Annotated in this window: 21 protein-coding genes and 2 pseudogenes; 16 read left to right on the forward strand and 7 right to left on the reverse strand. The window is 71.1% G+C overall.

Going from position 1 to position 21,592, the window contains the following annotated elements:
* The first annotated feature begins 1 nt into the window (after position 1).
* The 5 genes from ACFY5B_RS03325 (at position 2) to ACFY5B_RS03345 (ending at position 5,698) form a co-directional block, all read left to right on the forward strand.
* Complete coding sequence (locus ACFY5B_RS03325; RefSeq protein WP_389963793.1) at positions 2–964, forward strand: ABC transporter permease; 963 nt, start codon at positions 2–4, stop codon at positions 962–964.
* Positions 961–2,934, forward strand: coding sequence for a dipeptide/oligopeptide/nickel ABC transporter permease/ATP-binding protein (locus tag ACFY5B_RS03330; protein WP_389963796.1), 1,974 nt, complete (start codon positions 961–963; stop codon positions 2,932–2,934). The genes ACFY5B_RS03325 and ACFY5B_RS03330 overlap by 4 nt, the downstream gene beginning before the upstream one ends.
* The gene (locus tag ACFY5B_RS03335; RefSeq protein WP_389963799.1) at positions 2,931–3,950 is read left to right on the forward strand and encodes an oligopeptide/dipeptide ABC transporter ATP-binding protein; all 1,020 of its coding nucleotides are present in this window, start codon (positions 2,931–2,933) and stop codon (positions 3,948–3,950) included. The genes ACFY5B_RS03330 and ACFY5B_RS03335 overlap by 4 nt, the downstream gene beginning before the upstream one ends.
* On the forward strand, positions 3,947–4,879 hold the full coding sequence (locus ACFY5B_RS03340; protein WP_389963801.1) for a dihydrodipicolinate synthase family protein: 933 nt from the start codon (positions 3,947–3,949) through the stop codon (positions 4,877–4,879). The genes ACFY5B_RS03335 and ACFY5B_RS03340 overlap by 4 nt, the downstream gene beginning before the upstream one ends.
* 180 nt (positions 4,880–5,059) lie before the next feature.
* On the forward strand, positions 5,060–5,698 hold the full coding sequence (locus ACFY5B_RS03345; RefSeq protein WP_389963804.1) for a flavin reductase family protein: 639 nt from the start codon (positions 5,060–5,062) through the stop codon (positions 5,696–5,698).
* A gap of 109 nt (positions 5,699–5,807) precedes the next feature.
* Here the strand turns inward: ACFY5B_RS03345 and ACFY5B_RS03350 are convergent.
* From ACFY5B_RS03350 to leuA, 3 genes and pseudogenes are all read right to left on the reverse strand, one after another.
* Positions 5,808–6,065 (reverse strand): annotated as a pseudogene (locus ACFY5B_RS03350) (response regulator transcription factor); the annotation flags it as partial.
* A gap of 261 nt (positions 6,066–6,326) precedes the next feature.
* On the reverse strand, positions 6,327–7,022 hold the full coding sequence (locus ACFY5B_RS03355) for a TerB family tellurite resistance protein (RefSeq protein WP_104780667.1): 696 nt from the start codon (positions 7,020–7,022) through the stop codon (positions 6,327–6,329).
* A gap of 211 nt (positions 7,023–7,233) precedes the next feature.
* Positions 7,234–8,955, reverse strand: a complete 1,722-nt coding sequence (gene leuA, locus ACFY5B_RS03360; RefSeq protein ID WP_389963807.1) for a 2-isopropylmalate synthase — start codon at positions 8,953–8,955, stop codon at positions 7,234–7,236.
* Between the two features lie 335 nt (positions 8,956–9,290).
* Here leuA and ACFY5B_RS03365 point away from each other — a divergent pair, with 335 nt between their 5' ends.
* The 3 genes from ACFY5B_RS03365 (at position 9,291) to ACFY5B_RS03375 (ending at position 12,094) form a co-directional block, all read left to right on the forward strand.
* Complete coding sequence (locus tag ACFY5B_RS03365) at positions 9,291–10,352, forward strand: M4 family metallopeptidase (protein WP_389963810.1); 1,062 nt, start codon at positions 9,291–9,293, stop codon at positions 10,350–10,352.
* A gap of 20 nt (positions 10,353–10,372) precedes the next feature.
* Positions 10,373–10,639, forward strand: a complete 267-nt coding sequence (locus ACFY5B_RS03370) for a protealysin inhibitor emfourin (RefSeq protein ID WP_389963813.1) — start codon at positions 10,373–10,375, stop codon at positions 10,637–10,639.
* Positions 10,640–10,759: 120 nt separating this feature from the next.
* Positions 10,760–12,094 carry a GH1 family beta-glucosidase gene (locus ACFY5B_RS03375; protein ID WP_389963816.1) on the forward strand — a complete coding sequence of 445 codons (1,335 nt, stop codon included), beginning with the start codon at positions 10,760–10,762 and terminating at the stop codon, positions 12,092–12,094.
* A 16-nt stretch (positions 12,095–12,110) separates the two neighbouring features.
* On the opposite strand, the pseudogene ACFY5B_RS03380 reads toward ACFY5B_RS03375, so the two are convergent.
* A pseudogene (locus ACFY5B_RS03380) lies at positions 12,111–12,337 on the reverse strand (Scr1 family TA system antitoxin-like transcriptional regulator); the annotation flags it as partial.
* Positions 12,338–12,520: 183 nt separating this feature from the next.
* On the opposite strand from ACFY5B_RS03380, the gene ACFY5B_RS03385 reads away from it, so the two are divergent.
* The 6 genes from ACFY5B_RS03385 to ACFY5B_RS03410 all read left to right on the forward strand — a co-directional run bounded on the left by ACFY5B_RS03385 (position 12,521) and on the right by ACFY5B_RS03410 (position 17,775).
* A complete protein-coding gene (locus ACFY5B_RS03385) occupies positions 12,521–12,973 on the forward strand; it encodes an ATP-binding protein (RefSeq protein WP_389963819.1) in 453 nt (150 codons plus the stop codon).
* Positions 12,974–13,110: 137 nt separating this feature from the next.
* A complete protein-coding gene (locus tag ACFY5B_RS03390) occupies positions 13,111–13,224 on the forward strand; it encodes a keywimysin-related RiPP (protein WP_107092234.1) in 114 nt (37 codons plus the stop codon).
* 109 nt (positions 13,225–13,333) lie between these two features.
* A complete protein-coding gene (locus ACFY5B_RS03395; protein WP_389963823.1) occupies positions 13,334–15,169 on the forward strand; it encodes a lasso peptide isopeptide bond-forming cyclase in 1,836 nt (611 codons plus the stop codon).
* Positions 15,170–15,183: 14 nt separating this feature from the next.
* Entirely contained in the window at positions 15,184–15,522 is a 339-nt protein-coding gene (locus ACFY5B_RS03400; protein WP_389963826.1) for a lasso peptide biosynthesis PqqD family chaperone, read from the forward strand.
* Positions 15,519–15,992 carry a lasso peptide biosynthesis B2 protein gene (locus ACFY5B_RS03405; RefSeq protein WP_389963829.1) on the forward strand — a complete coding sequence of 158 codons (474 nt, stop codon included), beginning with the start codon at positions 15,519–15,521 and terminating at the stop codon, positions 15,990–15,992. Before ACFY5B_RS03400 ends, ACFY5B_RS03405 begins: the two co-directional genes overlap by 4 nt.
* A complete protein-coding gene (locus tag ACFY5B_RS03410) occupies positions 15,970–17,775 on the forward strand; it encodes an ABC transporter ATP-binding protein (protein ID WP_389963832.1) in 1,806 nt (601 codons plus the stop codon). Before ACFY5B_RS03405 ends, ACFY5B_RS03410 begins: the two co-directional genes overlap by 23 nt.
* A gap of 8 nt (positions 17,776–17,783) precedes the next feature.
* Here the strand turns inward: ACFY5B_RS03410 and era are convergent, their stop codons facing one another.
* Positions 17,784–18,746: a GTPase Era gene (gene era, locus ACFY5B_RS03415; protein WP_107092233.1), complete on the reverse strand. Its 963-nt coding sequence runs from the start codon at positions 18,744–18,746 to the stop codon at positions 17,784–17,786.
* A 153-nt stretch (positions 18,747–18,899) separates the two neighbouring features.
* On the opposite strand from era, the gene ACFY5B_RS03420 reads away from it, so the two are divergent.
* Positions 18,900–20,210, forward strand: a complete 1,311-nt coding sequence (locus ACFY5B_RS03420) for an ammonium transporter (RefSeq protein WP_389963836.1) — start codon at positions 18,900–18,902, stop codon at positions 20,208–20,210.
* Positions 20,207–20,545, forward strand: a complete 339-nt coding sequence (locus ACFY5B_RS03425) for a P-II family nitrogen regulator (RefSeq protein ID WP_389963839.1) — start codon at positions 20,207–20,209, stop codon at positions 20,543–20,545. Before ACFY5B_RS03420 ends, ACFY5B_RS03425 begins: the two co-directional genes overlap by 4 nt.
* A gap of 26 nt (positions 20,546–20,571) precedes the next feature.
* Here ACFY5B_RS03425 and ACFY5B_RS03430 read toward each other — a convergent pair whose 3' ends face one another.
* Together ACFY5B_RS03430 and ACFY5B_RS03435 are read right to left on the reverse strand one after the other, a co-directional pair.
* A complete protein-coding gene (locus ACFY5B_RS03430) occupies positions 20,572–21,048 on the reverse strand; it encodes a hypothetical protein (protein WP_389963842.1) in 477 nt (158 codons plus the stop codon).
* Between the two features lie 171 nt (positions 21,049–21,219).
* Positions 21,220–21,573, reverse strand: coding sequence for a cytidine deaminase (locus ACFY5B_RS03435; protein WP_389963845.1), 354 nt, complete (start codon positions 21,571–21,573; stop codon positions 21,220–21,222).
* Positions 21,574–21,592 lie beyond the last annotated feature (19 nt).

Raw genomic sequence — 21,592 nt, forward strand, 5'->3', positions numbered from 1 at the left:
CATGACGGCCGTCCTGCGGATTCTGCTGCGCCGGGTCGCCCTCCTCGTGCCGCTGATGCTCGGCATCGTGCTGTTCGTCTTCCTGGTGATGCGGTTCTCGGACGTCGACCCGGCGTCCGCGTTCTTCCAGGGCGCCAACCCGACACCGCGGCAACTGCACGACTTCCGCGAGGAACACGGCCTGCTCGACCCGCTGCCGGTGCGTTACGCCGCCTTCGTCGGCGACCTGCTGCACGGCGACATGGGCACCAGCGCGCTGACCCGGGCGCCGGTGATCGACCAGGTGACGACCGCGCTGCCGCTCACCCTGCAACTGACCTTCCTGGGTCTGGGTATCGCGGTCGTCCTCGCCCTGATCGGAGGTGTGACCGCGGCGATCCACCGGGACCGGCTGCCCGACCAGCTGATCCGGATCGTGTCGCTGACCGGCGTCGCCGCGCCCGGCTTCTGGCTGGCGCTGCTGATGATCCAGTATCTGGCGGTCGACCTCGGCTGGTTACCGACCGGCGGCTACATCAACCCGGCGGACTCCTTCACCGGCTGGCTCAGGACGATGACGCTCCCCGCGCTCGCCCTCTCCCTCCCGGTGGCGGCGCAGCTGACCCGGATCGTGCGCACGGCCGTCGTGGAGGAGCTCGACAAGGACTACGTACGGACGGCGATCGGGAGCGGGCTGCCGCCCCGGGTGGTGGTGGGGCGGAACGTCCTCAGGAACGCCCTGATCAATCCCCTCACCGTGCTCGGCCTGCGCGTCGGCTACCTCCTCGGCGGGGCGGTCGTCATCGAGACGATCTTCTCGCTGCCGGGCATGGGCAAGCTGATGATCGACGCCGTCAAGAACGGCGATCCGGCCGTCGTCCAGGGCGTCGTACTGACCACGGCGGCCGGGTTCGTCGTCGTGAACCTCGTCATCGACGTCCTCTACCTGCTGGTCAACCCGCGACTGAGGGACGCCACCCCATGATGACCCGCAAGAGTCTCACCGCGGCCCTGTCGCGGCCCGGCGTGCGGCTGCGCGGCCTGCGCCGGCTGCCGTTGCTGTCCAAGGTCGCCGTCGGCTTCCTGACGGTCGTCGTCCTCATGGCGCTGCTCGCGCCGCTCCTCGCCCCGCACGACCCGCTCGACCAGCAGCCGCCGGTCGACGGCACCGGTCACCCGTCCGCCGCGCACTGGATGGGCCAGGACAGCCTCGGCCGGGACATCCTCAGCCGGCTGATGTACGGGGCGCGCTGGTCGCTCGCGATCGGCCTCGGCGCGACCGGGCTCGCCCTGGTGGCCGGTGCGCTGCTCGGTGCGGTCGCGGCGACCTCGCGCAAGGCGGTCGACGAGACGCTGATGCGCTGCCTGGACGTCGTGATGGCGTTCCCGGGCATCGCGCTGGCCGCCGTGCTGGTGGCGGTGTTCGGCGGTGGCATCACGGTGCTGATCTGCGCGATCGCCTTCCTGTTCACACCGCCGGTGGCGCGGGTGGTCCGGGCGAACGTCCTCGATCAGTACGGCGAGGACTACGTGACGGCGGAGCGGGTGATCGGCGCGCGGACACCGTACATCGTGCTGCGGCACGTGGCGGTCAACTGTGCCGCGCCGGTCCTGGTGTTCTGCACGGTCCAGGTCGCCGAGGCGGTCGTGTTCGAGGCGTCGCTGTCGTTCATCGGGGCGGGCGTACGGCCGCCGGACCCGTCCTGGGGCAGCGTCATCGCCGACGGCAAGAACATGGTGCTGACCGGCGGCTGGTGGGCGACGGTGTTCCCCGGGCTGCTGATGCTGGTGACGGTGCTGTCGCTGAACATCCTGTCCGAAGGGGTGTCGGACGCCTGGGCGGCCCCGTCGGCGCGGGAGGTGGACGTACCGGACGACGACCGGCTTCAGCGGCCGGAGCCCGGCGGCGGGGAGGTCGTGCCGCTGCCCGGTCTGGCGGAGGCCGCGAGCCGGTTGCGGGCCCGGGCGCGCCGACTGCCCCGGGACGGGCAGCCGGTGCTCGCGGTGGAGAACCTCGCCATCGGCTTCGACCGGCGGCACGGCGGCGTCGACATCGTGGACGGCATCAGCTTCGAGGTGCATCCCGGGGAGGTGCTCGGGCTGGTCGGCGAGTCGGGCTGCGGCAAGTCGCTCACCGCACTGGCGATCATGGGCCTGGAGCCGAAGGGGGCGCGGGTCGGCGGCCAGGTCCGTTTCCGGCAGCGGGACCTGCTCGCCGAGCCGATGCGGGTACGCCGCAAGCTGCTCGGCCACGAGATGGCGATGATCTACCAGGACGCGCTGTCGTCGCTGAACCCGGCGATGACGATCCGCGCGCAGCTCGGACAGGTCGTCCGGCGCGGCGGGCACCGCAGCCCCGCCGAGCTGCTGACGATGGTCGGCCTCGACCCCGGGCGGACCCTGCGCAGCTACCCGCACGAACTGTCCGGCGGGCAGCGCCAGCGCGTCCTGATCGCCATGGCTCTGTCCCGCGACCCGAAGCTCATCGTCGCCGACGAGCCGACGACCGCCCTGGACGTGACCGTGCAGGCGCAGGTCGTGGAGCTGCTGCTGCGGCTGCGCGAGGAGCTCGGCTTCGCGCTGATCCTCGTCTCGCACGACCTGGCGCTGGTCGCGGACGTCACCGACCGGGTGGTGGTGATGTACGGCGGGCAGATCGTCGAGACGGGCGTGACCGCCGACCTGGTGGAGGCGCCTGCGCACCACTACACGCGCGGCCTGCTCGGCAGTGTGCTGTCGCTGGAGTCGGCGCAGGAGCGGATGACGCAGATCAGCGGCGTCGTACCGTCCCCGGCCGACTTCTCCGCGGGGTGCCGCTTCGCCGACCGCTGCCCGCGCGCGAGCGAGATCTGCCGTACGACGGTCCCGGTCCTGGCCGGTCCTCCCGAGCACACGGCGGCCTGTCATCACCCGGCCGTGGAGCTGTCGGCCACCGAGAGCGAGGCGGTGTCATGAGCGCGCTGGTGGAGCTGGCGGGCACGCACGTCGTCCACAAGGCCCGCAGCGGCGGCCTGTTCGCCCGGGACCGGGTGTACGCGCTGACCGGCGTCGATCTGGCCGTCGCGCCCGGCGAGACCGTCGGCGTGGTCGGTGAGTCCGGCTGTGGGAAGTCGACGCTGGCGAAGGTGCTGGTCGGGGTGGAGCGGCCGACACGGGGGACGGTGTCGTTCCGGGGCCGGGACCTGTGGGCGATGCCGGCCGCCGAGCGCCGCCGGGCCGTGGGCGGCAGCACCGGCATGATCTTCCAGGACCCGTCGACGGCCCTGAACCGCCGCCTGACGGTCCGGCAGATCCTGCGGGACCCGCTCGACGTCCACGCCCGGGGCACCAGAAGCCGACGCGAGGAAAGGGTCCGCGAGTTGATGTCCCTCGTGGGTCTTCCCCCGGCCCTCGCCGCCGCCCTGCCGGCCCAGCTGTCGGGCGGGCAGCGCCAGCGCGTCGCGATCGCCCGGGCACTCGCGCTGGACCCGGACCTGGTCGTGGCCGACGAGCCGACGAGCGCCCTGGACGTGTCGGTCCGCGCGCAGATCCTCAACCTCCTGCTCGACCTGAAGGAACGCCTGGGCCTGGCCCTGGTGTTCGTCTCGCACGACATCCAGACGGTACGGCGGATGAGCGACCGCGTGATCACCATGTACCTGGGCCGGGTCGTGGAGGAGTCCCCGGCCGCCCTGGTCACCGACCGGGCCCGGCACCCGTACACCCGCGCCCTGTTCTCCGCCACGCCCGGCCTGCTCCACCCGATCGACCCGATCCCGCTGGTCGGGCCGGTGCCGTCGGCGACCCGCCCGCCGAGCGGCTGCCCCTTCCGCACCCGCTGCTGGAAGGCGGACGGGACCTGCGCGGAGCAGATGCCGGGCTTCTCGGCCGCGTCGGCGCCCGCGCACCGCTTCCGCTGCCACCATCCTGTGCGGGAGGACGAGTCGACCCGCGACCTCGTCCACCGGCACGACCCGATGGAGGCTCCATGACTCTCGCCCCGCTGACCGGTGTCATTCCGCCCGTCTGCACGCCTCTGACCCCGGACGGCGAGGTGGACGTCCCCTCGCTGCTCTCGCTCGTCGACCATCTGGTGGCGGGCGGGGTGCACGGGCTGTTCGTGCTCGGCTCGACCTCGGAGGCGGCGTTTCTGCCGGACCGGCAGCGCGGGCTGGTCGTCGAGTCGGTCGCGGGGCATGTGGGCGGGCAGCTCCCGGTGCTGGCCGGCGCGATCGACATGACGACGCCCCGGGTCCTGGACCATGTCGCGTCGGTGACGGCGGCGGGCGCGGACGCGGTGGTCGTCACGGCCCCGTTCTACACCCGCACCCACCCCGCGGAGATCGCCCGCCACTTCCGCGCGGTCGCCGCCGCGAGCCCGGTCCCGGTCATCGCCTACGACCTTCCCGTCGCCGTCCACACCAAGCTGCCGGCCGACGTCGTCCTGGAGCTGGCCGCCGACGGGGTCGTGGCCGGGCTCAAGGATTCCAGTGGTGACCTGGCCGCCTTCCGCCAGGTGGTGACCGGCGTCCGGGAACGCGGGGGGGTCACCGGCTTCAGCGTGCTGACCGGGTCCGAGCTGATCGTCGACGCGGCCCTCGCGATCGGCGCGGACGGCACGGTGCCGGGCCTCGGCAACGTCGACCCGCACGGCTACGTCCGCCTGGACCGGCTGTGCCGCGCCGGGGACTGGGACGGGGCCCGTGCCGAACAGGAGCGCCTGTGCGCCCTGTTCGGCATGGTGACCGTCGGAGATCCGGACCGCATGGGTCCGAACTCCTCGGCGATCGGGGCGTTCAAGGCCGCGCTGCATCTGCGCGGCGTCATCGCCTGCCCGGCGACGGCACAGCCGCAGATCCCGCTGTCCCCGGGCGAGGTGGAGCAGGTCGGGAAGTACCTCGCGGCGGCCGGGCTGCTCTAGGAGCGTGTCCCCGTAATCGGCAACCGGATGGGTGTCCGTAGTCGGGGAGATCGATCCGACCTGCCGGAACGCAACGTCCGATTGCCGCCAGCAGCCTTCGCTTGCTTCAGGGAGAGTCGGTGACGGCTCGTGCACCGCAGGGCGAGTCTCTCCAGCTCACATCCCGCGAAAGGCGAACGAATGCACGTGGTCCCCGGGCTCAAGGTGCTGTACTTCGGGACACCGGTGGTGCTGATCAGCTCACGCAACGAGGACGGCACCGCGAACCTCGCGCCGATGTCCTCCGCCTGGTGGCTGGGCCAGTCCTGCATGCTCGGTCTCGGCAACAGCGGCCAGACGACCGCGAACCTGCTGCGCGAACGCGAATGCGTGCTCAACCTGCCCTCATCGGCGATGGTCGACGCCGTCGACCGGATCGCGCTCACCACCGGGACATCGGCCGTGCCGGACCACAAGGTGAAGCAGGGCTACCGATACGAGCCGGACAAGTTCTCGGCCGCGCAGCTGACCGAGCAGGCATCGGAGCTGGTTCGGGCGCCTCGGGTCGCGGAATGTCCGGTCCAGCTGGAGTGCAGGGTCGTCTCGGCGCACCCCTTCGGCGGTCCCACTCCTCATGCCACCGCCTTCCAGGTCGAGGTCCTTCGCGCCCACGTCGAGGAGGATCTGATCATCCCGGGGACGCACTACGTGGACCCGCTCGGATGGGACCCGCTCATCATGAAGTTCTGCGAGTTCTTCGGCGGTGGACACAACATCCATCCGTCGAAACTCGCCGAAGGCTGGAACATGCCGCATCAGCTCCAGCCAGCGGCCCTCTGAGCTGGTACCGCACCCGCGGCCGGGCCGCTCTGGACCCGCGGCCGGGCCGCGTAGCGCCGCGGCCGGGCCGCGTAGTGCCGCGGCAGGCGCTGGAAAGGAGCCCGGTCCGTCAGACGCCGCCGGGCGTCACCATCCCCGACTCGTACGCGACGATGACCAGCTGGGCCCGGTCCCGTGCCGCCAACTTGCCCATGATGCGGCTGACGTGCGTCTTCGCGGTGAGCGGGCTCAGGCCCAGCGCGTCGCCGATCTCCGTGTTGGTGAGGCCCCGCGCGACCAGACCGCGACCAGGCCTGGATCCTCGCCACCTGGGTGGAGTCGGCGCTGTCGGGCAGGTAGTCGACCGCGCGGTTCTGCTGGATGTCGGCGAACTTGCCCGCGAGCGGCCCGACCAGCACGAGCGCGGCGAGCCACAGCCCGACCACCACCCAGGGCACGGCCCGTTTCCGCCCGCTGCGCGTCCTTACGGCCCCCATGGGTCCGGCTCCCTCCGGTCGGGTGCCTGGATCGGTCTCCAGACTCCCGCCGGGCGCGGGCCCGTTCGTCGGGCGTGGGGGCGAGTTGGGCGCTACTGCCGGGGGCGGTCCCGGCCTGCCGTTACTCCCCGGGGAGTAACGGCAGGTGTGCCCTACGAAGGCGTACGCGCCGCCGCGAGCAGCCGGGTCACGTCGTCGGAGCAGATGGTGAGTGCCGCTCCCACCGTCGCCAGTACGTCCCGCTCCGCCGTGGTGTACGGGCCGTCCGCCAGGGCGATGCGGGCGCCCTGCAGCAGGATCGATTCGCGGCCGACGGCGGCGAGGTGCGGAGTGAGCGGGTCCAGCGCCTCGTGGAGCTCTATGGCCAGCCCCGCGCCGCAGGGTTCGCCGGCGATCCGGCCGGTGTCGGCCTCCAGCGCCTCGACGAGTGCGGCCAGCTGCTCTTCCGTGCAGTCGTCGAAACCGGCCGCGCGGACGGCGAGGACGGCGGCCTCCAGTGCCGTACGGGCCCCGGCGCCGCCCGCCGCCAGCACCGCGAGGGCGACGGTGTGGACGGCGTCGCGGAGCATCGCGGAGAAGCGGGTGGTGGTCGGATGGTCGAGGACGTCGGTGCCGAAGTGGCGGCGGCAGGCCGCGCACTCCACGACCGGGCCGGTCTCGCCGCGCGGCAGCACGGGCAGACCGAGCAGGGTGAAGCGGCGTTGCCCGGTCAGCCGCTGGTAGTTGCGGTCGCCGCCGCAGCCGGGGCAGAAGAACTCTCCGTCACCGGCGGCCGTCCACGCGGTTCGGGTGCCCAGGATGCGCGAAAGCCTGGCGGCATGGCCGTTTCGTCCCCGTCCTGGCAGCACGTCGCACCTCCGTCACGCCGCACGGCAACGTCGCCGCGCTTGCGTGATGTTAGCCACATCAGAGACGAGGAGTCAGCACCCCGGAGGAGACCTTTCCGTGACCTCCACAGCAAATGGCCGGTATACGACGGGGCTCCACCCGCCGTACATCGGCGGACGGAGCCCCTGTGGCACCGGTGAGCGGCCTACGGCCGCGAACCCGTACGGCTGGTCAGCGAGCCGCGCGGTTGACGGCCGAGACGACCGCCTTCAGCGAGGCCCGCGTGGTGTTCGCGTCGATTCCGATGCCCCACAGGACCTTGCCGTCGATCGCGCACTCGATGTAGGAGGCGGCCTGCGCGGAGGCCCCCTCGCTCATCGTGTGCTCCTGGTAGTCCAGCAGGCGTACGTCGATGCCGACGGACTGCAGGGCGTCGAAGAAGGCCGAGATCGGACCGTTGCCCGTACCGGTCAGGACGGTGTCCTGACCGTCGACCGTGGCCTCCACCTTCAGCGTGTCCACACCGTCGGTGTCGGTGGTCGACTGGCCGTTGCGGACCTGGATGCGGCCCCACGGGTTCTCGGGGTTCGGCAGGTACTCGTCCTGGAAGACCGCCCAGATGTCCTTCGGCGTGACCTCGCCGCCCTCGGCGTCCGTCTTGGCCTGGATGACCTTGGAGAACTCGACCTGCATACGGCGCGGCAGGTCCAGGCTGTGGTCGTTCTTCAGGACGTAGGCGATACCGCCCTTGCCGGACTGCGAGTTGACGCGGATGACCGCCTCGTAGGAGCGGCCGACGTCCTTGGGGTCGATCGGCAGATAGGGGACGGCCCACTCGATGTCGTCGACCGTGACGCCCTTGGCGGCCGCGTCGGCCTCCATGGCGTCGAAGCCCTTCTTGATGGCGTCCTGGTGGGAGCCGGAGAAGGACGTGTAGACCAGGTCGCCCACGTACGGGTGGCGCGGGTGGACCTCCATCTGGTTGCAGTACTCCCACGTGCGACGGATCTCGTCGATGTCGGAGAAGTCGATCTGCGGGTCGACGCCCTGCGAGAACAGGTTCATGCCGAGGGTGACCAGGTCGACGTTGCCGGTGCGCTCGCCCTGGCCGAACAGGCAGCCCTCGACGCGGTCGGCGCCGGCCATCAGGGCCAGCTCGGCGGCGGCGACGGCGGTGCCGCGGTCGTTGTGCGGGTGGATCGACAGGCAGACGTGCTCGCGGCGGGACAGGTTGCGGCCCATCCACTCGAAGCGGTCGGCGTGCGTGGACGGCGTGGAGCGCTCCACGGTGGCCGGCAGGTTCAGGATGATCTCGCGGCCCGGGCCGGGCTGCCAGACGTCCATGACCGCCTCGCAGACCTCCAGCGCGAAGTCCAGCTCGGTGTCGGTGAAGATCTCGGGGCTGTACTGGTAGCCGAACTCGGTCTCGGGGCCCAGCAGCTTCTCGGCGTACTCCATGACCAGGCGGGTGCCGTCGACGGCGATCTGCTTGATGTCGTCCTTGGAGCCGCGGAAGACGACCCGGCGGAAGACGGGGGCCGTGGCGTTGTACAGGTGGACGGTGGCGCGCTTGGCGCCCTTCAGCGATTCCACCGTGCGCTCGATCAGGTCCTCGCGGGCCTGGGTCAGTACGGAGATGGTGACGTCGTCGGGGATCGCCCCGGGCTCCTCGATGATGGAGCGCACGAAGTCGAAGTCGGTCTGGCCGGAGGCCGGGAAGCCGACCTCGATCTCCTTGTAGCCCATCTTCACCAGCAGGTCGAACATGGCGCGCTTGCGGGCGGGCGACATGGGGTCGATCAGGGCCTGGTTGCCGTCACGCAGGTCGGTGGAGAGCCAGCGGGGGGCGGTGGTGATGCGCTGCTCCGGCCAGGTGCGGTCCGGGATGTCGACCTGCTCGTAGCGGCCGTACTTGTGGATCGGCATGGAACTGGGCTGCTGGCGGTTCGCCATGATGCTTAGGGCTCCTCAGAGGGTGTCCGGAAGGACGGCCGACGACGCAGCACCAAGCTCCGCGGGGAGGGAGTCGGCCTCGACTACAGGCCCTCGCCGCGGCAGCTAAGGAGAAGCAGCCCGAAACGCATGATGCGCAGCATGCTAGCCGAGCCGCTCCCCGGCGCGTGGGGTCGTATCAGTATGCGGGACCGGACGCCCAAACGGGACAAAAAGTGCGCTATGCCACGTCGCCATAGCACTCAGCACGGAGCGTGAGGGGCGTTGTCCCGGTATTTCACCAATCATGGTGGCGGCTAGTGACAGTTTCGTCACTCAGTGCAAGGGTGCCGGGCATGACGACTCACGGGGGCTTCGAGCCCGTCTTCTGCACCATCGTTCCGCCCCATGTCCTCGACCGGCTCGCCCAGGCCGAGGACCCCGCGCTCGCCGGTCCCGCCCGCCGCACCCTGCAGCGCGACGCCTTCGAGCGCACCCAGCGCCGCCTCACCACGGTCATCGGCGCGACCGCCGTCGCCGCGGTGGCCGACGGCACACCGCAGCGCACGATCCACGACGCCCGGCACGGCACCGACCTGCCCGGCCACAAGGTCCGCGGCGAGGGCGACAAGCCCGGCAAGGACGCCACCGTCAACCGCGCCTACGCGGGTCTCGGCGCCACCTTCGAGCTGTTCCTCCAGGCCTACCGGCGCGACTCGATCGACGGCGACGGCCTCCCGCTGAACGCGACGGTGCACTACGACCGCGACTACAACAACGCGTTCTGGAACGGCGAGCAGATGGTCTTCGGCGACGGGGACGGGGAGATCTTCCTCGACTTCACCATCCCGATCGACGTCATCGGCCACGAACTCGCGCACGGGGTCACGCAGTACACGGCCAACCTCACCTACTTCGGGCAGCCCGGCGCGCTCAACGAGTCCCTGTCGGACGTCTTCGGCGCCCTGATCAAGCAGTACACGCTCGGCCAGACCGCCGCCGAGGCCGACTGGCTGATCGGCGCGGGCCTGCTCGCCCCGCGGGTGACGGGCGTGGCGCTGCGCTCCATGAAGGAGCCCGGCACGGCGTACGACGACGACGTCCTCGGCAAGGACCCGCAGCCGGCGACGATGGACGACTTCGTGCGCACCGGCCGGGACAACGGCGGTGTCCACATCAACTCCGGCATCCCGAACCACGCCTTCTACCTCGCGGCCACGGCCCTCGGCGGCCACGCCTGGGAGCGGGCGGGGCAGGTCTGGTACGACGTGCTGACCGGCGGCGAACTGAGGCAGGACGCCATGTTCGTCGACTTCGCGACGCTCACCGTCAAGGCCGCCCGGGAGCGCTTCGGCGACGGGGAGGAGCTGGACGCCGTGTCGAAGGGCTGGGAGCAGGTCGGGGTGCGGACCCTGTAGTTCCGTACTAGACAGGTGCCATGCGGATTCAGGTGAGGCGCACGGGCGGGTTCGCGGGCATCGAGCGGTACGCCGAGGTGGACACCTCGGAACGGCCCGATGCCCCGGAATGGCACGCCCTGGCCGATCAGGCCCTGGCCGCCGGCCGGAGCACGCCGCCGGTCGGGGTCCCGGACGGGTTCAGCTACCAGCTCACCGTGGACGGCAAGACGGTGTACTGCGCTGACCCCCGGCTGACGGAGGAGCAGCGCAGACTGATCTCGCGGGTGCTGAAGGAAGGGGCGTAGCGGCGGGAGCACAGCGGGTCGGCGGCGCGCGAACAGCAGGGCGTAGCGCCGGGCGGGTGACAGTCCGCGCGTAACAGCTCCTTCCCGCCCGGGCGTTGACTTCCGTTACCGCCGGTACCGATGATCCAGCGCATGGCGACTGACGCAGGCAACCCGATCCCCCGCTTCCCGGCCGGCTTCCTCTGGGGCGTGTCCACCTCCGCGCATCAGATCGAGGGCGGCGTGAACGAGCGCGAGCCGTCCGTGTGGGACGCCTTCACGGCCGAGCCGGGACGGGTGAAGGACGGCTCGACGGCGGCGGTTGCCTGCGACCACGTCCACCGCCACCACGAGGACGTGGCCCTCCTGGCCGGCCTGGGCGTCAACGCCTACCGCTTCTCGATCTCCTGGCCGCGGGTGCGCTCCGAGAAGGGCCTGGACTTCTACGACCGGCTGGTCGACGACCTGTGCGCGGCGGGGATCCGCCCGGTGCCGACCCTGTTCCACTGGGATTTGCCGGCGGACCTGGACTGGCTGGACCGGGACACGGCCGAGCGCTTCGCCGAGTACGTGGCCCGGGTCGCGGGCCGTCTCGGCGACCGCGTGACGAAGTGGATCACCCTGAACGAGCCCGCCGAGCACACCCTGCTGGGCCACGCCCTGGGCGTGCACGCACCGGGGAAGCAGCTGCTGTTCGACGCGCTGCCGGCCGCCCACCACCAACTGCTCGCCCACGGGCTGGCCGTCCGGGCCCTGCGTGCCTCGGGCGCCGGCGACATCGGCGTCGCCAACTCGCACGGCCCGACCTGGGCGGCGTCGACCGAGGCGCCGGACATGGAGGCGGCGGACTTCTACGACCTGCTGCTGAACCGCCTGTTCGCGGACCCGCTGCTGCTGGGCCGCTACCCGGACGGCATCGGCGAGCTGATGCCGGGCGATGTCGAGGCGGACCTGAAGGTGATCGCCGAGCCGCTCGACTGGTACGGGATCAACTACTACGCACCGACCCGGGTCGGTGCCCCACAGGGAGCGGAGATCGAGTTCGGCGGCATCACCATGCCCGCCGAACTGCCCTTCTCCGTCCGGGAGATCGAGGGGCACCCGGTCACCGACTTCGGCTGGCCGGTCGTCCCCGAGGGCCTCACCGAAGTCCTCACCACCTTCCGCGACCGCTACGGCGACCGGCTCCCGCCGGTGATCATCACCGAGAACGGCTGCTCGTACCCGGACGTCGACGACCAGGACCGCATCGCCTACCTGGACGGCCACGTCCGGGCCCTGCACCGGGCGGTGGAGGCGGGCGTCGACGTGCGCGGCTACTTCGTGTGGTCCCTGCTCGACAACTTCGAGTGGGCGGAGGGCTACGCACGCCGTTTCGGCCTGGTCCACGTCGACTTCGACACCCTGGAGCGGACCCCGAAGGCCTCGTACGACTGGTACCGGGAGTTGCTGCGCTCGCAGCGGCCTACGGCTTGATGCCCACCCCGATCCACAGGCTGACCTCGGCGTCCGTCGGGGCGTCGCCCCCGGTGGCGTTCGGGAAGCCGCCGCGCAGCACGGCGCGCGCGTATCCGGGTGTCCGGAGCAGGCCCGTGACGTACTGCGGGTCACAAGTGCGCAGGGTTCTCGCGCCGGTCTCCAGGCTCACGTGGGCGGTGAACCAGGACGGCATCACGTCGCGGTAAGGGTTCCACAGCCGGGCTCGTCGGCCCGCTCGGCCTTAGTGGTGTGCTGAGCGGCCTGCGCCCCAATTATCAGGCAGATAGTTGCAGCGTGAACTGCTTTGCGAGCATAGTTACTTGGGTGACCAGGGTTCCGGAAGCAGCAACTCCCCCACCCGGCCGGTCCGTTGTCCGCTCGCCCCTTCCTTGACTTCGCCCACCCCCACGGAAGGCGATCGCCGTGTCCCCCCACACGACATCCACTCCCCGGTTCCTGGACACCGTGCGCCCGTACCTCACCGACTGGCTGGAGCTGCCCCCGCAGCGGACCAGCGTCAGAGCCGCCCGCCACGCCCTGCGCGCGCGGCTGGACACGTGGCAGGTGCCCGACGAGGTGTGCGCGAACGCCGTGCTGCTCGTGTCCGAGCTGGTGACCAACGCCGTGCTGCACACGCTCAGCGAACGGATCCTGTGCGGCGTCCAGCTGATGACGAAGGCGCGCTTCCGGCTGGAGGTCCACGACGGCGACCTCACGGGTCGCGGCATCCCCGACCGCTGCCCCGGCCCCGACGAGGAGGGCGGCCGCGGCCTGCTGCTCGTACGCGAGATGGCGGACAGCTGGGGCATCACCCGCTCGACCCTCACAGGCGGCAACGCGGTGTGGGCGAGCCTGGGGGCAGCGCAACACCCCTGAGAATTCCTAAGTGTTGAACCAGTAACGTAATGGGCGCCTTCAGAACAAACGGGCCCATTTGGTGATTAACCCCCTTTGGTGCCTATGGTGGAAGGGATAACCGATAGCGACGCGCGCAGTTCAGGAGGTGCAACGACATGCGCACCTACGAGCGTCCGACGCTGACTGCGGTCGGCTCCTTCCGCAAGACCGGTCTGGGCTTCAGGGCTGGGCCGGAGAGGTTCTGGTTCTTCCGGAGGAGGTTCTTCTGATCCGCCGGGCACGTCGCCGGCGCAGGATCTCCGAGGGGCGGTGGGACGTCGGTCCTGCCGCCCGCATCTCTTGATCGCCTCATGGCTCGGCGTACAGGAAGGGACCGGCATGGTCGATTTTCCTGATTCCGGTGAGGGGCCGGGGTGGTTCGTCGTCCTTCCGGACTGCGCTTCGGCGGCCCGGGCGTCCGCCGCGCTCCGCATGCGCGAGGTCCAGGAGGTCAGCCACCCGTCGGGACGGCCGTGGCTGCTCGGCCGCTGGTCTCCCGGTGCCCTGACCATCGGTGAGGCGGGCCGGACGAAGATCGCAGTCGTCGGTGAGCACGCCGTCACCGCCGACCGGCTCACCCCGGCGGCCGCCCGGGCCGGGACGATCACCGGCCTGGACGGGCTGGCCCGGGGCATGGCCGGCAGTTCGCATCTGATCGCTTCGGTCGCCGGACGGGTGCGTGTCCAGGGAAGCGTCACCGGCTTTCGCCGGGTGTTCCACGCCACGATCGGGGACGCCACCGTGGCCGCGGACCGGGCCGACGTGCTGGCGGCTCTGCTCGACGCGGAGGTCGACGCGCAGCGGTTGGCGACCCGCCTGCTGAATCCGTGCGCGCCGCACCCGCTGGCCGGCGAACCGGTCTGGCGTGGCGTGGGCGCCCTGGGGATCGGCCAGTACCTCGCCCTCGACGCCGACGGCCGGGGGCACCCCGTCGGGTGGTGGGCGCCTCCCGAGCCGGTGGTGCCGATGGCGGAGGGCGCGTCGGCGTTGCGGGAGGCACTGTCGGCGGCGGTGGACGTCCGGGTCCGGGGACGGAACGTGGTGAGCTGCGATCTGGGCGGCCTGGACTCGACCTCGGTGTGCGCTCTGGCCGCACGCGGCACGGCGAGGGTCATCGCCTACACCGCCGACGGTCTGGATCCCCTGTGCGACGACGCGACCTGGGCGCGGCGCACGGTCGCGGGGCTGGGCGACGTCGGCCACCACGTCATCGCCGGAGACCGGTTGCCCATGGTGTACGAGGGCCTGCGGGACGTGGACCAGCACTTCGACGAACCGTGCCCGGCGATGATGCATCCCAGCCGCTGTCTGCTCATTCCGCGGCTGGCCGCGGCACAGGGCTCCCGCATGCACCTGACGGGCTTCGGCGGGGACGAGTTGCTCTCCGGCTCGCCGGCCCATCTGCACTCGCTGGCCCGGACCCACCCCAGGACGGCGCTGCAGCGCCTGCGCGGCTTCGCCGCCCAGGGGCCGTGGCCGTACCGGGAGACGCTGCGGCAGCTGTGGGACAACAGCCCCTACCGGACGTGGCTCGCCCGAGCCGGCGGCCTCCTCACCGCCGCACCGCTGCCCTTGGAGACGCCGGCGCTGGACTGGGGGACACCGCCGCGGCTCCCCCCGTGGGCGACGCCGGACGCCGTCGCGGCCGTACGCGAGTTGATCCGCACCGCGGCGCATACCGCCGAACCGCTGGCGGAAGGGCGCGGACAGCACGTCGAGCTGGACGCCCTGGGAAACAACTCCCGCATGGTCCGGCAGGTGAGCCGGCTGGCCGGCCGCACCGGGATCACCCTGACCGCCCCCTACTACGACGACCGGGTGATCGAAGCGGCACTGGCGGTACGGCCGCAGGACCGGATCACCCCCTGGCGGTACAAGCCGCTCATCGTGGAGGCGATGCGCGGCATCGTCCCCGACGAGAGCCTGACCCGCCACACCAAGGACGAGGGCTCCTACGAGGCGGAGGCCGGGATGCGGGAACACCGGGCCGAGTTGCTGGCCCTGTGCGAGGACTCCCGCTTGGCCGGGTTGGGTCTGATCGACGCGAAGGCGTTGCGCGAGACGTGCAGTCGGCCCCTGCCCCCGGACCTGCCGTTCGACGCGCTGTACCAGACCGTGGTGTGCGAGACGTGGCTGCGTTCGCTGGAAGCCGCCACCACCGCTGTTCCGGGCTGAAATGGAGACGGCCGATGGCGTTCAAGCTGCGTGAGGGTGTGTTCACGGCCGAGACCGACTTCGGAATGACGCTCCTCGACGAGGACCACGACCAGTACTGGACACTCAACCCCAGTGCTGCCGTCGCCTTTCGGACGTTGCTGGAGGGCGGCAGCGAAGCCGATGCCGCGCAGCGGCTCACCCAGGAGTACGCGGTGGACATCGGCACCGCGCGACAGGACGTCCGGGACCTGGTCGGCGGACTGCACTCGGCGGGCCTGGGCGGCGAGGACACCGGCGGGCCGGAAGAGAGCACCGCGCGCGGCCGTTGGCCGCACCTGCGCGGCCGCCGTGCGGGGAGGAAGCGGCGATGACCTCACCGGAGGCGATCTTCCACGACCCGCGCTCGGTGCCCCTGCGGCGCCGGATCCCGGTCCGGCTCGCCGTGGGCGCGGCGCGGCTCCTGGCCCGTCGGCGCCCCCGGCGCATACGGGCCGCGCTGCAGTGGCTGCGCCGGGGCGCCCGTCCGGCAACGCTCGAGCAGGCGCGGGCCGCCCGGGACTCCGTGGTCACGGTCAGTCTGGCGTGCGGGGGTCGGGAAGGGTGCCTGCCCCGGTCCCTGGCCACGGTCCTGCTGTGCCGCCTGCACGGTCAGTGGCCGACCTGGTGCGTGGGCGCGCGGCGTCTGCCGCCCTTCGGCGCGCACGCCTGGGTGGAGGCTGAGGGGGTGCCGGTGGGAGAGAATCACCCGCCGGACTACTTCCGCCCCCTGTTCACCGTGCCCTGCGCTCCTGGTCCCGTCAGCCGTGAGGCCGTGATCCATGAAGCCCGAAGCGACGGATGAGACCGGCGAGCGGAGCCGGAAGGCCCCGTGGGACTTCCTGCGCCTGCTGTACGGCCACCGGCGGTGGGTCGCCCTCGCGGTCCTGCTGACGCTGGGAGCCTCGGCTCTGAGCCTGGCCCAGCCGTTGCTGGTCAAGCAGGTGATCGAGTCGACCGCGTCCGGCACCTCGATCGGGCCCGCACTCGCGCTGCTCGTCGTCCTCTTCCTCGCCCAGGCGCTGGTCCAGGGCCTCGCCCAGTTCGTCCTGGCCCGGACGGGCGAGGGGATCGTCCTCGGGATCCGGCTCGGCCTGATCAGGCATGTGCTGCGGCTGCCCATGGCCGTCTACGACCGCCACCGCATAGGCGATCTCATCTCGCGCACCAGTACCGACAGCACGACGTTGCGGCTGCTCGTCGCGGAAGGCTTCACCGAAGCGGTGACCGGCGCCATCGGGTTGATCGGCATCGTGGTGCTGATGGTCTGGCTCGACTGGCTGATGTTCCTCGTCGTGCTGGGCATGGTGGCGATCGCCACCGTGATCGTCGTCTCGGTGCTGCACGGCATCGAGGTGGCGTCACTGACCACGCAGCGGGCGACGGGTGCGATGACCGCTGATCTGGAGCGCGCGCTCGGTGCCATCCGCACCGTCCGGGCCAGCCGCGCCGAGCAGCGCGAGACCGACCGCATCGCGGGTGGCGCCAGATCGGCCTACGTGGGAAGCGTGCGGATGGCGAAGCTCGACGCCGTGGTGGCACCGGCGATCCAGCTGGCCGTCAAGGGGTCCTTCGTCGTCGTGCTGCTCATCGGCGGCATGCGGGTCGCCGACCGGCAGGGTTCGGTCGCCGATCTCGCCGCTTTCCTGCTGTACATGATCTACCTGGTCGAGCCGATCGGCATGCTGTTCCAGTCCCTGAGCACCATGGAGCAGGGCGTGGGCGCGTACCGCAGGGTCACGGAGGTGCTGGAGCTGCCCACGGAGCAGGACGCCGTGTCGGGAGCCGGCGTTCCGGCGCGCTGCGCGGCGAGGGACGGCGTCGGCCCGTCACGGGCGCCCGCGCTGGAGTTCCGCGACGTCTGGTTCGGCTACGAACCGCGACGCCCCGTCCTTCGCGGCGTGACCTTCGAGGCGCCGGAACGGTCCCACGTCGCCCTGGTCGGCAGCTCAGGGGTCGGAAAGTCCACCGTCTTCGCACTGATCGAGCGGTTCTACGACCCGGATCACGGCCACATCCTCTTCGACGGCCGTGACATAGGAGTGATCGGCAGGGCCGAACACCGGGCCCGGGTCGGGCTGGTGGAACAGCATGCCCCGGTGCTCTACGGCACGCTGCGGGAGAACCTGACCTACGCCGTCCCGGACGCCGGGCCGGAGGAGCTGGACCGGGTGGTCGAGCTGGCACACCTCACGGACCTGATCGCCCGTCTGCCACGGGGTCTGGACAGTGACGCCGGGGAGCACGGTATGGCTCTCTCCGGTGGCGAGCGCCAGCGGATCGCGATCGCACGTGCTCTGCTGGCCCGGCCGCGTCTGCTCCTGCTGGACGAGCCGACCGCGCATCTGGACGCGGTCAGCGAAGCGGCGCTGCGCCGGTCGATGCGGGAAACCGCGCGGGAGTGCACGCTCGTCGTGATCGCGCACCGCATGTCGACCATTCGCGCCGCGGACCTGATCGTGGTCCTCGACGCCGGCCGGGTCGTCGCCACCGGCAGTCACCGGGAACTCGTCGACAGCAGTGAGCACTACCGCTCGCTCATCCTCGCTCAGCAGACCGGGGATCTCCGCGTCCCGCGCACGGCCTGAAGAACGCCTCAGAACCCCAGCTTGCGCAACTGCCTCGGATCCCGCTGCCAGTCCTTCGCCACCTTCACGTGCAGGTCCAGGAAGACCGGTGTGCCGAGCAGTGCCTCGATCTGCTTGCGGGACTTGATGCCGACCTCCTTCAGGCGCTTGCCCTTGGGGCCGATGACGATGCCCTTCTGGCTGGGGCGCTCGATGTAGACGAAGGCGTGGATGTCGAGGAGGGGCTTGTCGGCGGGGCGGTCCTCGCGGGGGAGCATCTCCTCGACGACGACCGCGATGGAGTGCGGGAGCTCGTCGCGGACGCCCTCCAGGGCCGCCTCGCGGATCAGCTCCGCGATCATGACCTGCTCGGGCTCGTCGGTGAGCTCCCCGTCGGGGTAGAGCGCGGGCCCCTCCGGCAGCAGCGGGACGATCAGGTCGGCCAGCAGGCCCACCTGCTGGTCACCGACCGCCGACACGGGCACGATCTCCGCCCACTCGAAGCCGAGTTCCTTGCCGAGCTGGTCGATCGCGATGAGCTGCTCGGCGAGCGTCTTGCCGTCCACCAGGTCGGTCTTGGTGACGATCGCGATCTTCGGCGTCTTCTTGATGGACGCCAGTTCCTTCGCGATGAAACGGTCACCCGGGCCGAGCTTCTCGTTCGCCGGCAGGCAGAAGCCGATCACGTCGACCTCGGCCCACGTCGTGCGCACCACGTCGTTGAGCCGCTCGCCCAGCAGGGTGCGCGGCTTGTGCAGGCCGGGGGTGTCGACCAGGATCAGCTGGGCGTCCGGGCGGTGCACGATGCCGCGCACGGTGTGCCGCGTCGTCTGCGGCTGGTTCGCCGTGATCGCCACCTTCTGGCCGACCAGAGCGTTCGTGAGGGTGGACTTGCCCGCGTTGGGACGGCCCACGAAGCAGGCGAAGCCGGCGCGGTGGACGGTCTCGCCCGACTCTTCGGATGACTGCATACGAACGCTCATGCCGCCCATTCTCCCTGATCCCTGAAGCGGCCCCGCACCGGACGTCCTCGGTGAGCTTCTTGAAACCCTCACGCAACGAAACGTCACGGAAACACACCCGTACGCAACCGGAAACGAGGGCCGGTGAACCTCTGACGAGCCCCCGCACCGTTGGAGACGACCGTGACCCTCGCCGCCGCAAGCGCCGACACCGGTGACACCGCCTGGCTGCTCGCCGCCACCGCCCTCGTCCTGCTGATGACCCCGGGTCTGGCCCTCTTCTACGGCGGCATGGTCCGCACGAAGAGCGTGCTCAACATGCTGATGATGAGCTTCGTGTCGATCGCCCTGGTGACGGTGGTGTGGCTGGCGGCCGGCTACTCCCTGGCCTTCGGCGAGGACGCCGCCGGCGGTCTCATCGGCGGACTGGAACACGCCGGCATGAGCGGCCTCGGCCCGGACAGCGTCCAGGGCACGGTCCCCACCCTCCTCTTCGCCACCTTCCAGCTCACCTTCGCGATCATCACGGCCGCGCTGGTCAGCGGTGCCGTCGCCGACCGGGCGAAGTTCGGGGCGTGGCTGGTCTTCGTGCCGGTGTGGGCGTTGCTCGTATACGTTCCGGTCGCGCACTGGGTGTGGGGCCCGGGCGGCTGGATCCTGGAGAGGCTGGGTGCCCTGGACTTCGCCGGCGGGCTGCCCGTGGAGATCGTCTCCGGCGCCTCGGGGCTGGCGCTGTGCCTGGTCCTGGGCCCGCGCATGGGCTTCAAGAAGGAGGCCATGCGCCCGCACAACCTGCCCATGGTGGTGCTGGGCGCCGGTCTGCTCTGGTTCGGCTGGTTCGGCTTCAACGCCGGATCCGCGCTCGGCGCCAACGGGCTCGCGGCCGCCGTCTTCCTCAACACCCTCGCCGCGGGCTGCACCGGCCTGCTGGGCTGGCTCTTCGTGGAGCAGAAGCGCGACGGCCACCCCACGACCCTGGGCGCCGCGTCCGGCGCTGTCGCCGGTCTGGTCGCCATCACCCCGTCCTGCGGGTCCGTCTCACTGCTCGGCGCGCTGGTCGTCGGCCTCGCCGCCGGTGTCGTCTGCTCGTACGCCGTGAGCTGGAAGTTCAAGCTGAACTACGACGACTCGCTGGACGTCGTCGGTGTCCACCTGGTCGGCGGTGTCATCGGCACGCTCCTCATCGGCGTCTTCGCCGTCGAGTCGATGACCGGCGGCGCCGAGGGCCTCCTCTACGGCGGCGGCCTCGGCCAGCTGGGCAAGCAGCTGGTGGCCGTGGTCGTGGTGGCGGTGTACGCGTTCGGTGTGACGTACGGGATCGGCAAGCTGATCGACGTCACGATGGGCCTGCGCGCGAGCGAGGAGCAGGAGCAGACCGGCCTGGACCTTACGGTGCACGCAGAGACGGCCTACGATCACGGGGTCCTGGGCCACGGCGCCCCGGTCTCCTCCTCCGTCGTCCCCCACGCCCAGAAGGTCACCCCCCAGGCATGAAGCTCATCACCGCGATCGTCAAGCCGTACCGCCTCGACGAAATCAAGAACGCCCTGCAGGAGCTCGGCGTGCACGGCCTGACCGTGAGCGAGGCCAGCGGCTACGGCCGGCAGCGCGGCCACACCGAGGTGTACCGCGGTGCCGAGTACCAGGTCGACCTGGTGCCCAAGGTCCGGATCGAGGTCGTCGTCGAGGACGCGGATGCCGAGGCCGTCATCGACGCGGTCGTGAAGGCCGCGCACACCGGCAAGATCGGCGACGGCAAGGTGTGGGCGCTGCCCGTCGACACGGTGGTGCGGGTGCGGACGGGCGAGCGCGGCCCCGACGCGCTCTGACGCACCGGGCCGCGCCGCTTTCGTTCTCAGTCGAACACGAACGGGCCCGGTGACTGCGGCCCGGCCGCCGTGCAGGTGATGGTGATGCCGAAGACGGTCATCTTCAGCGAGCCGCCGAAGGCCTCCAGGCTGTCGCCGGAGGCGACGGTGCCGCTGAGGGGACCGACCTCGACCGGGGCCCCGGCGGCTATCGCCGGGTTCTCCGTGCCGGTGAAGTCGACGGTGCCGCCGCCGCTCTTCACCAGGGTGAGGGTGGACGCGATCGAGTCCTCTCCCAGCGCGATGGGCGCCGTGATCGCGGAGGACTTGACGGTGAGCGTGGCGGCGGTGCCGTCCTGCGTGGCCGTGAGCGTGGCCTCGCCACTGCCGAAGGCACCGCAGTCCGCGCTGATCGTCGCCGTCTGGGGGGTGACGGCGAGTGCCGCGGGGGCGACGGCGAGACCGGTGACCGCGAGGGCCCCGGCCGCCAGTGCCGCACCTGCTCCGATTCGCTTGCATCTCATGGGATTCCGGCTCCGTTTCCGTGGGGGGCGGACCGCTCGGCGCATGGATGCGGGCACACCGCCGAGAGTCGAACCTGACGGTCCGTCGGAATGGACGGTTCCATTGATGCGTGTGGGGCAGGCGGCGGCAAGGTTGAAAACTGGCCTAATTACCGGCGGTTACAGCGAAGTTCAGCCGGCGGTGACGGTGGTCCGGACCGTTCCGTCGAACCCCGCCACCAGCACGGGCGTCTGCGCACCGCCGAGGTCCCGTACGGCAGCCCGGTCCGCGTCGGACGCGGTGTCCGCCTCCGTCACGACCGCCGCGGCCTCCAGGGACGTCGCGCCCGAGGCCACCGCCATCGCCACCGCCGTCTGCAGGGCACTGAGCTTCAGGGAGTCGAGGGCCACGGTGCCCGCGACATAGGTGCGTCCGGTCTCGTCCCGTACGGCCGCCCCCTCGGGCACGCCGTTGCGGGCCCGCGCGGAGCGGGCCAGGGTGACGATCTTGCGGTCCTCGGGGTCGAGCGCGCTGCTGTCGGTCATGATCCGAGCATACGGAAGC

It is taken from the genome of Streptomyces sp. NPDC013187, from assembly GCF_042899705.1.
Taxonomy (GTDB): domain Bacteria; phylum Actinomycetota; class Actinomycetes; order Streptomycetales; family Streptomycetaceae; genus Streptomyces; species Streptomyces hawaiiensis_A.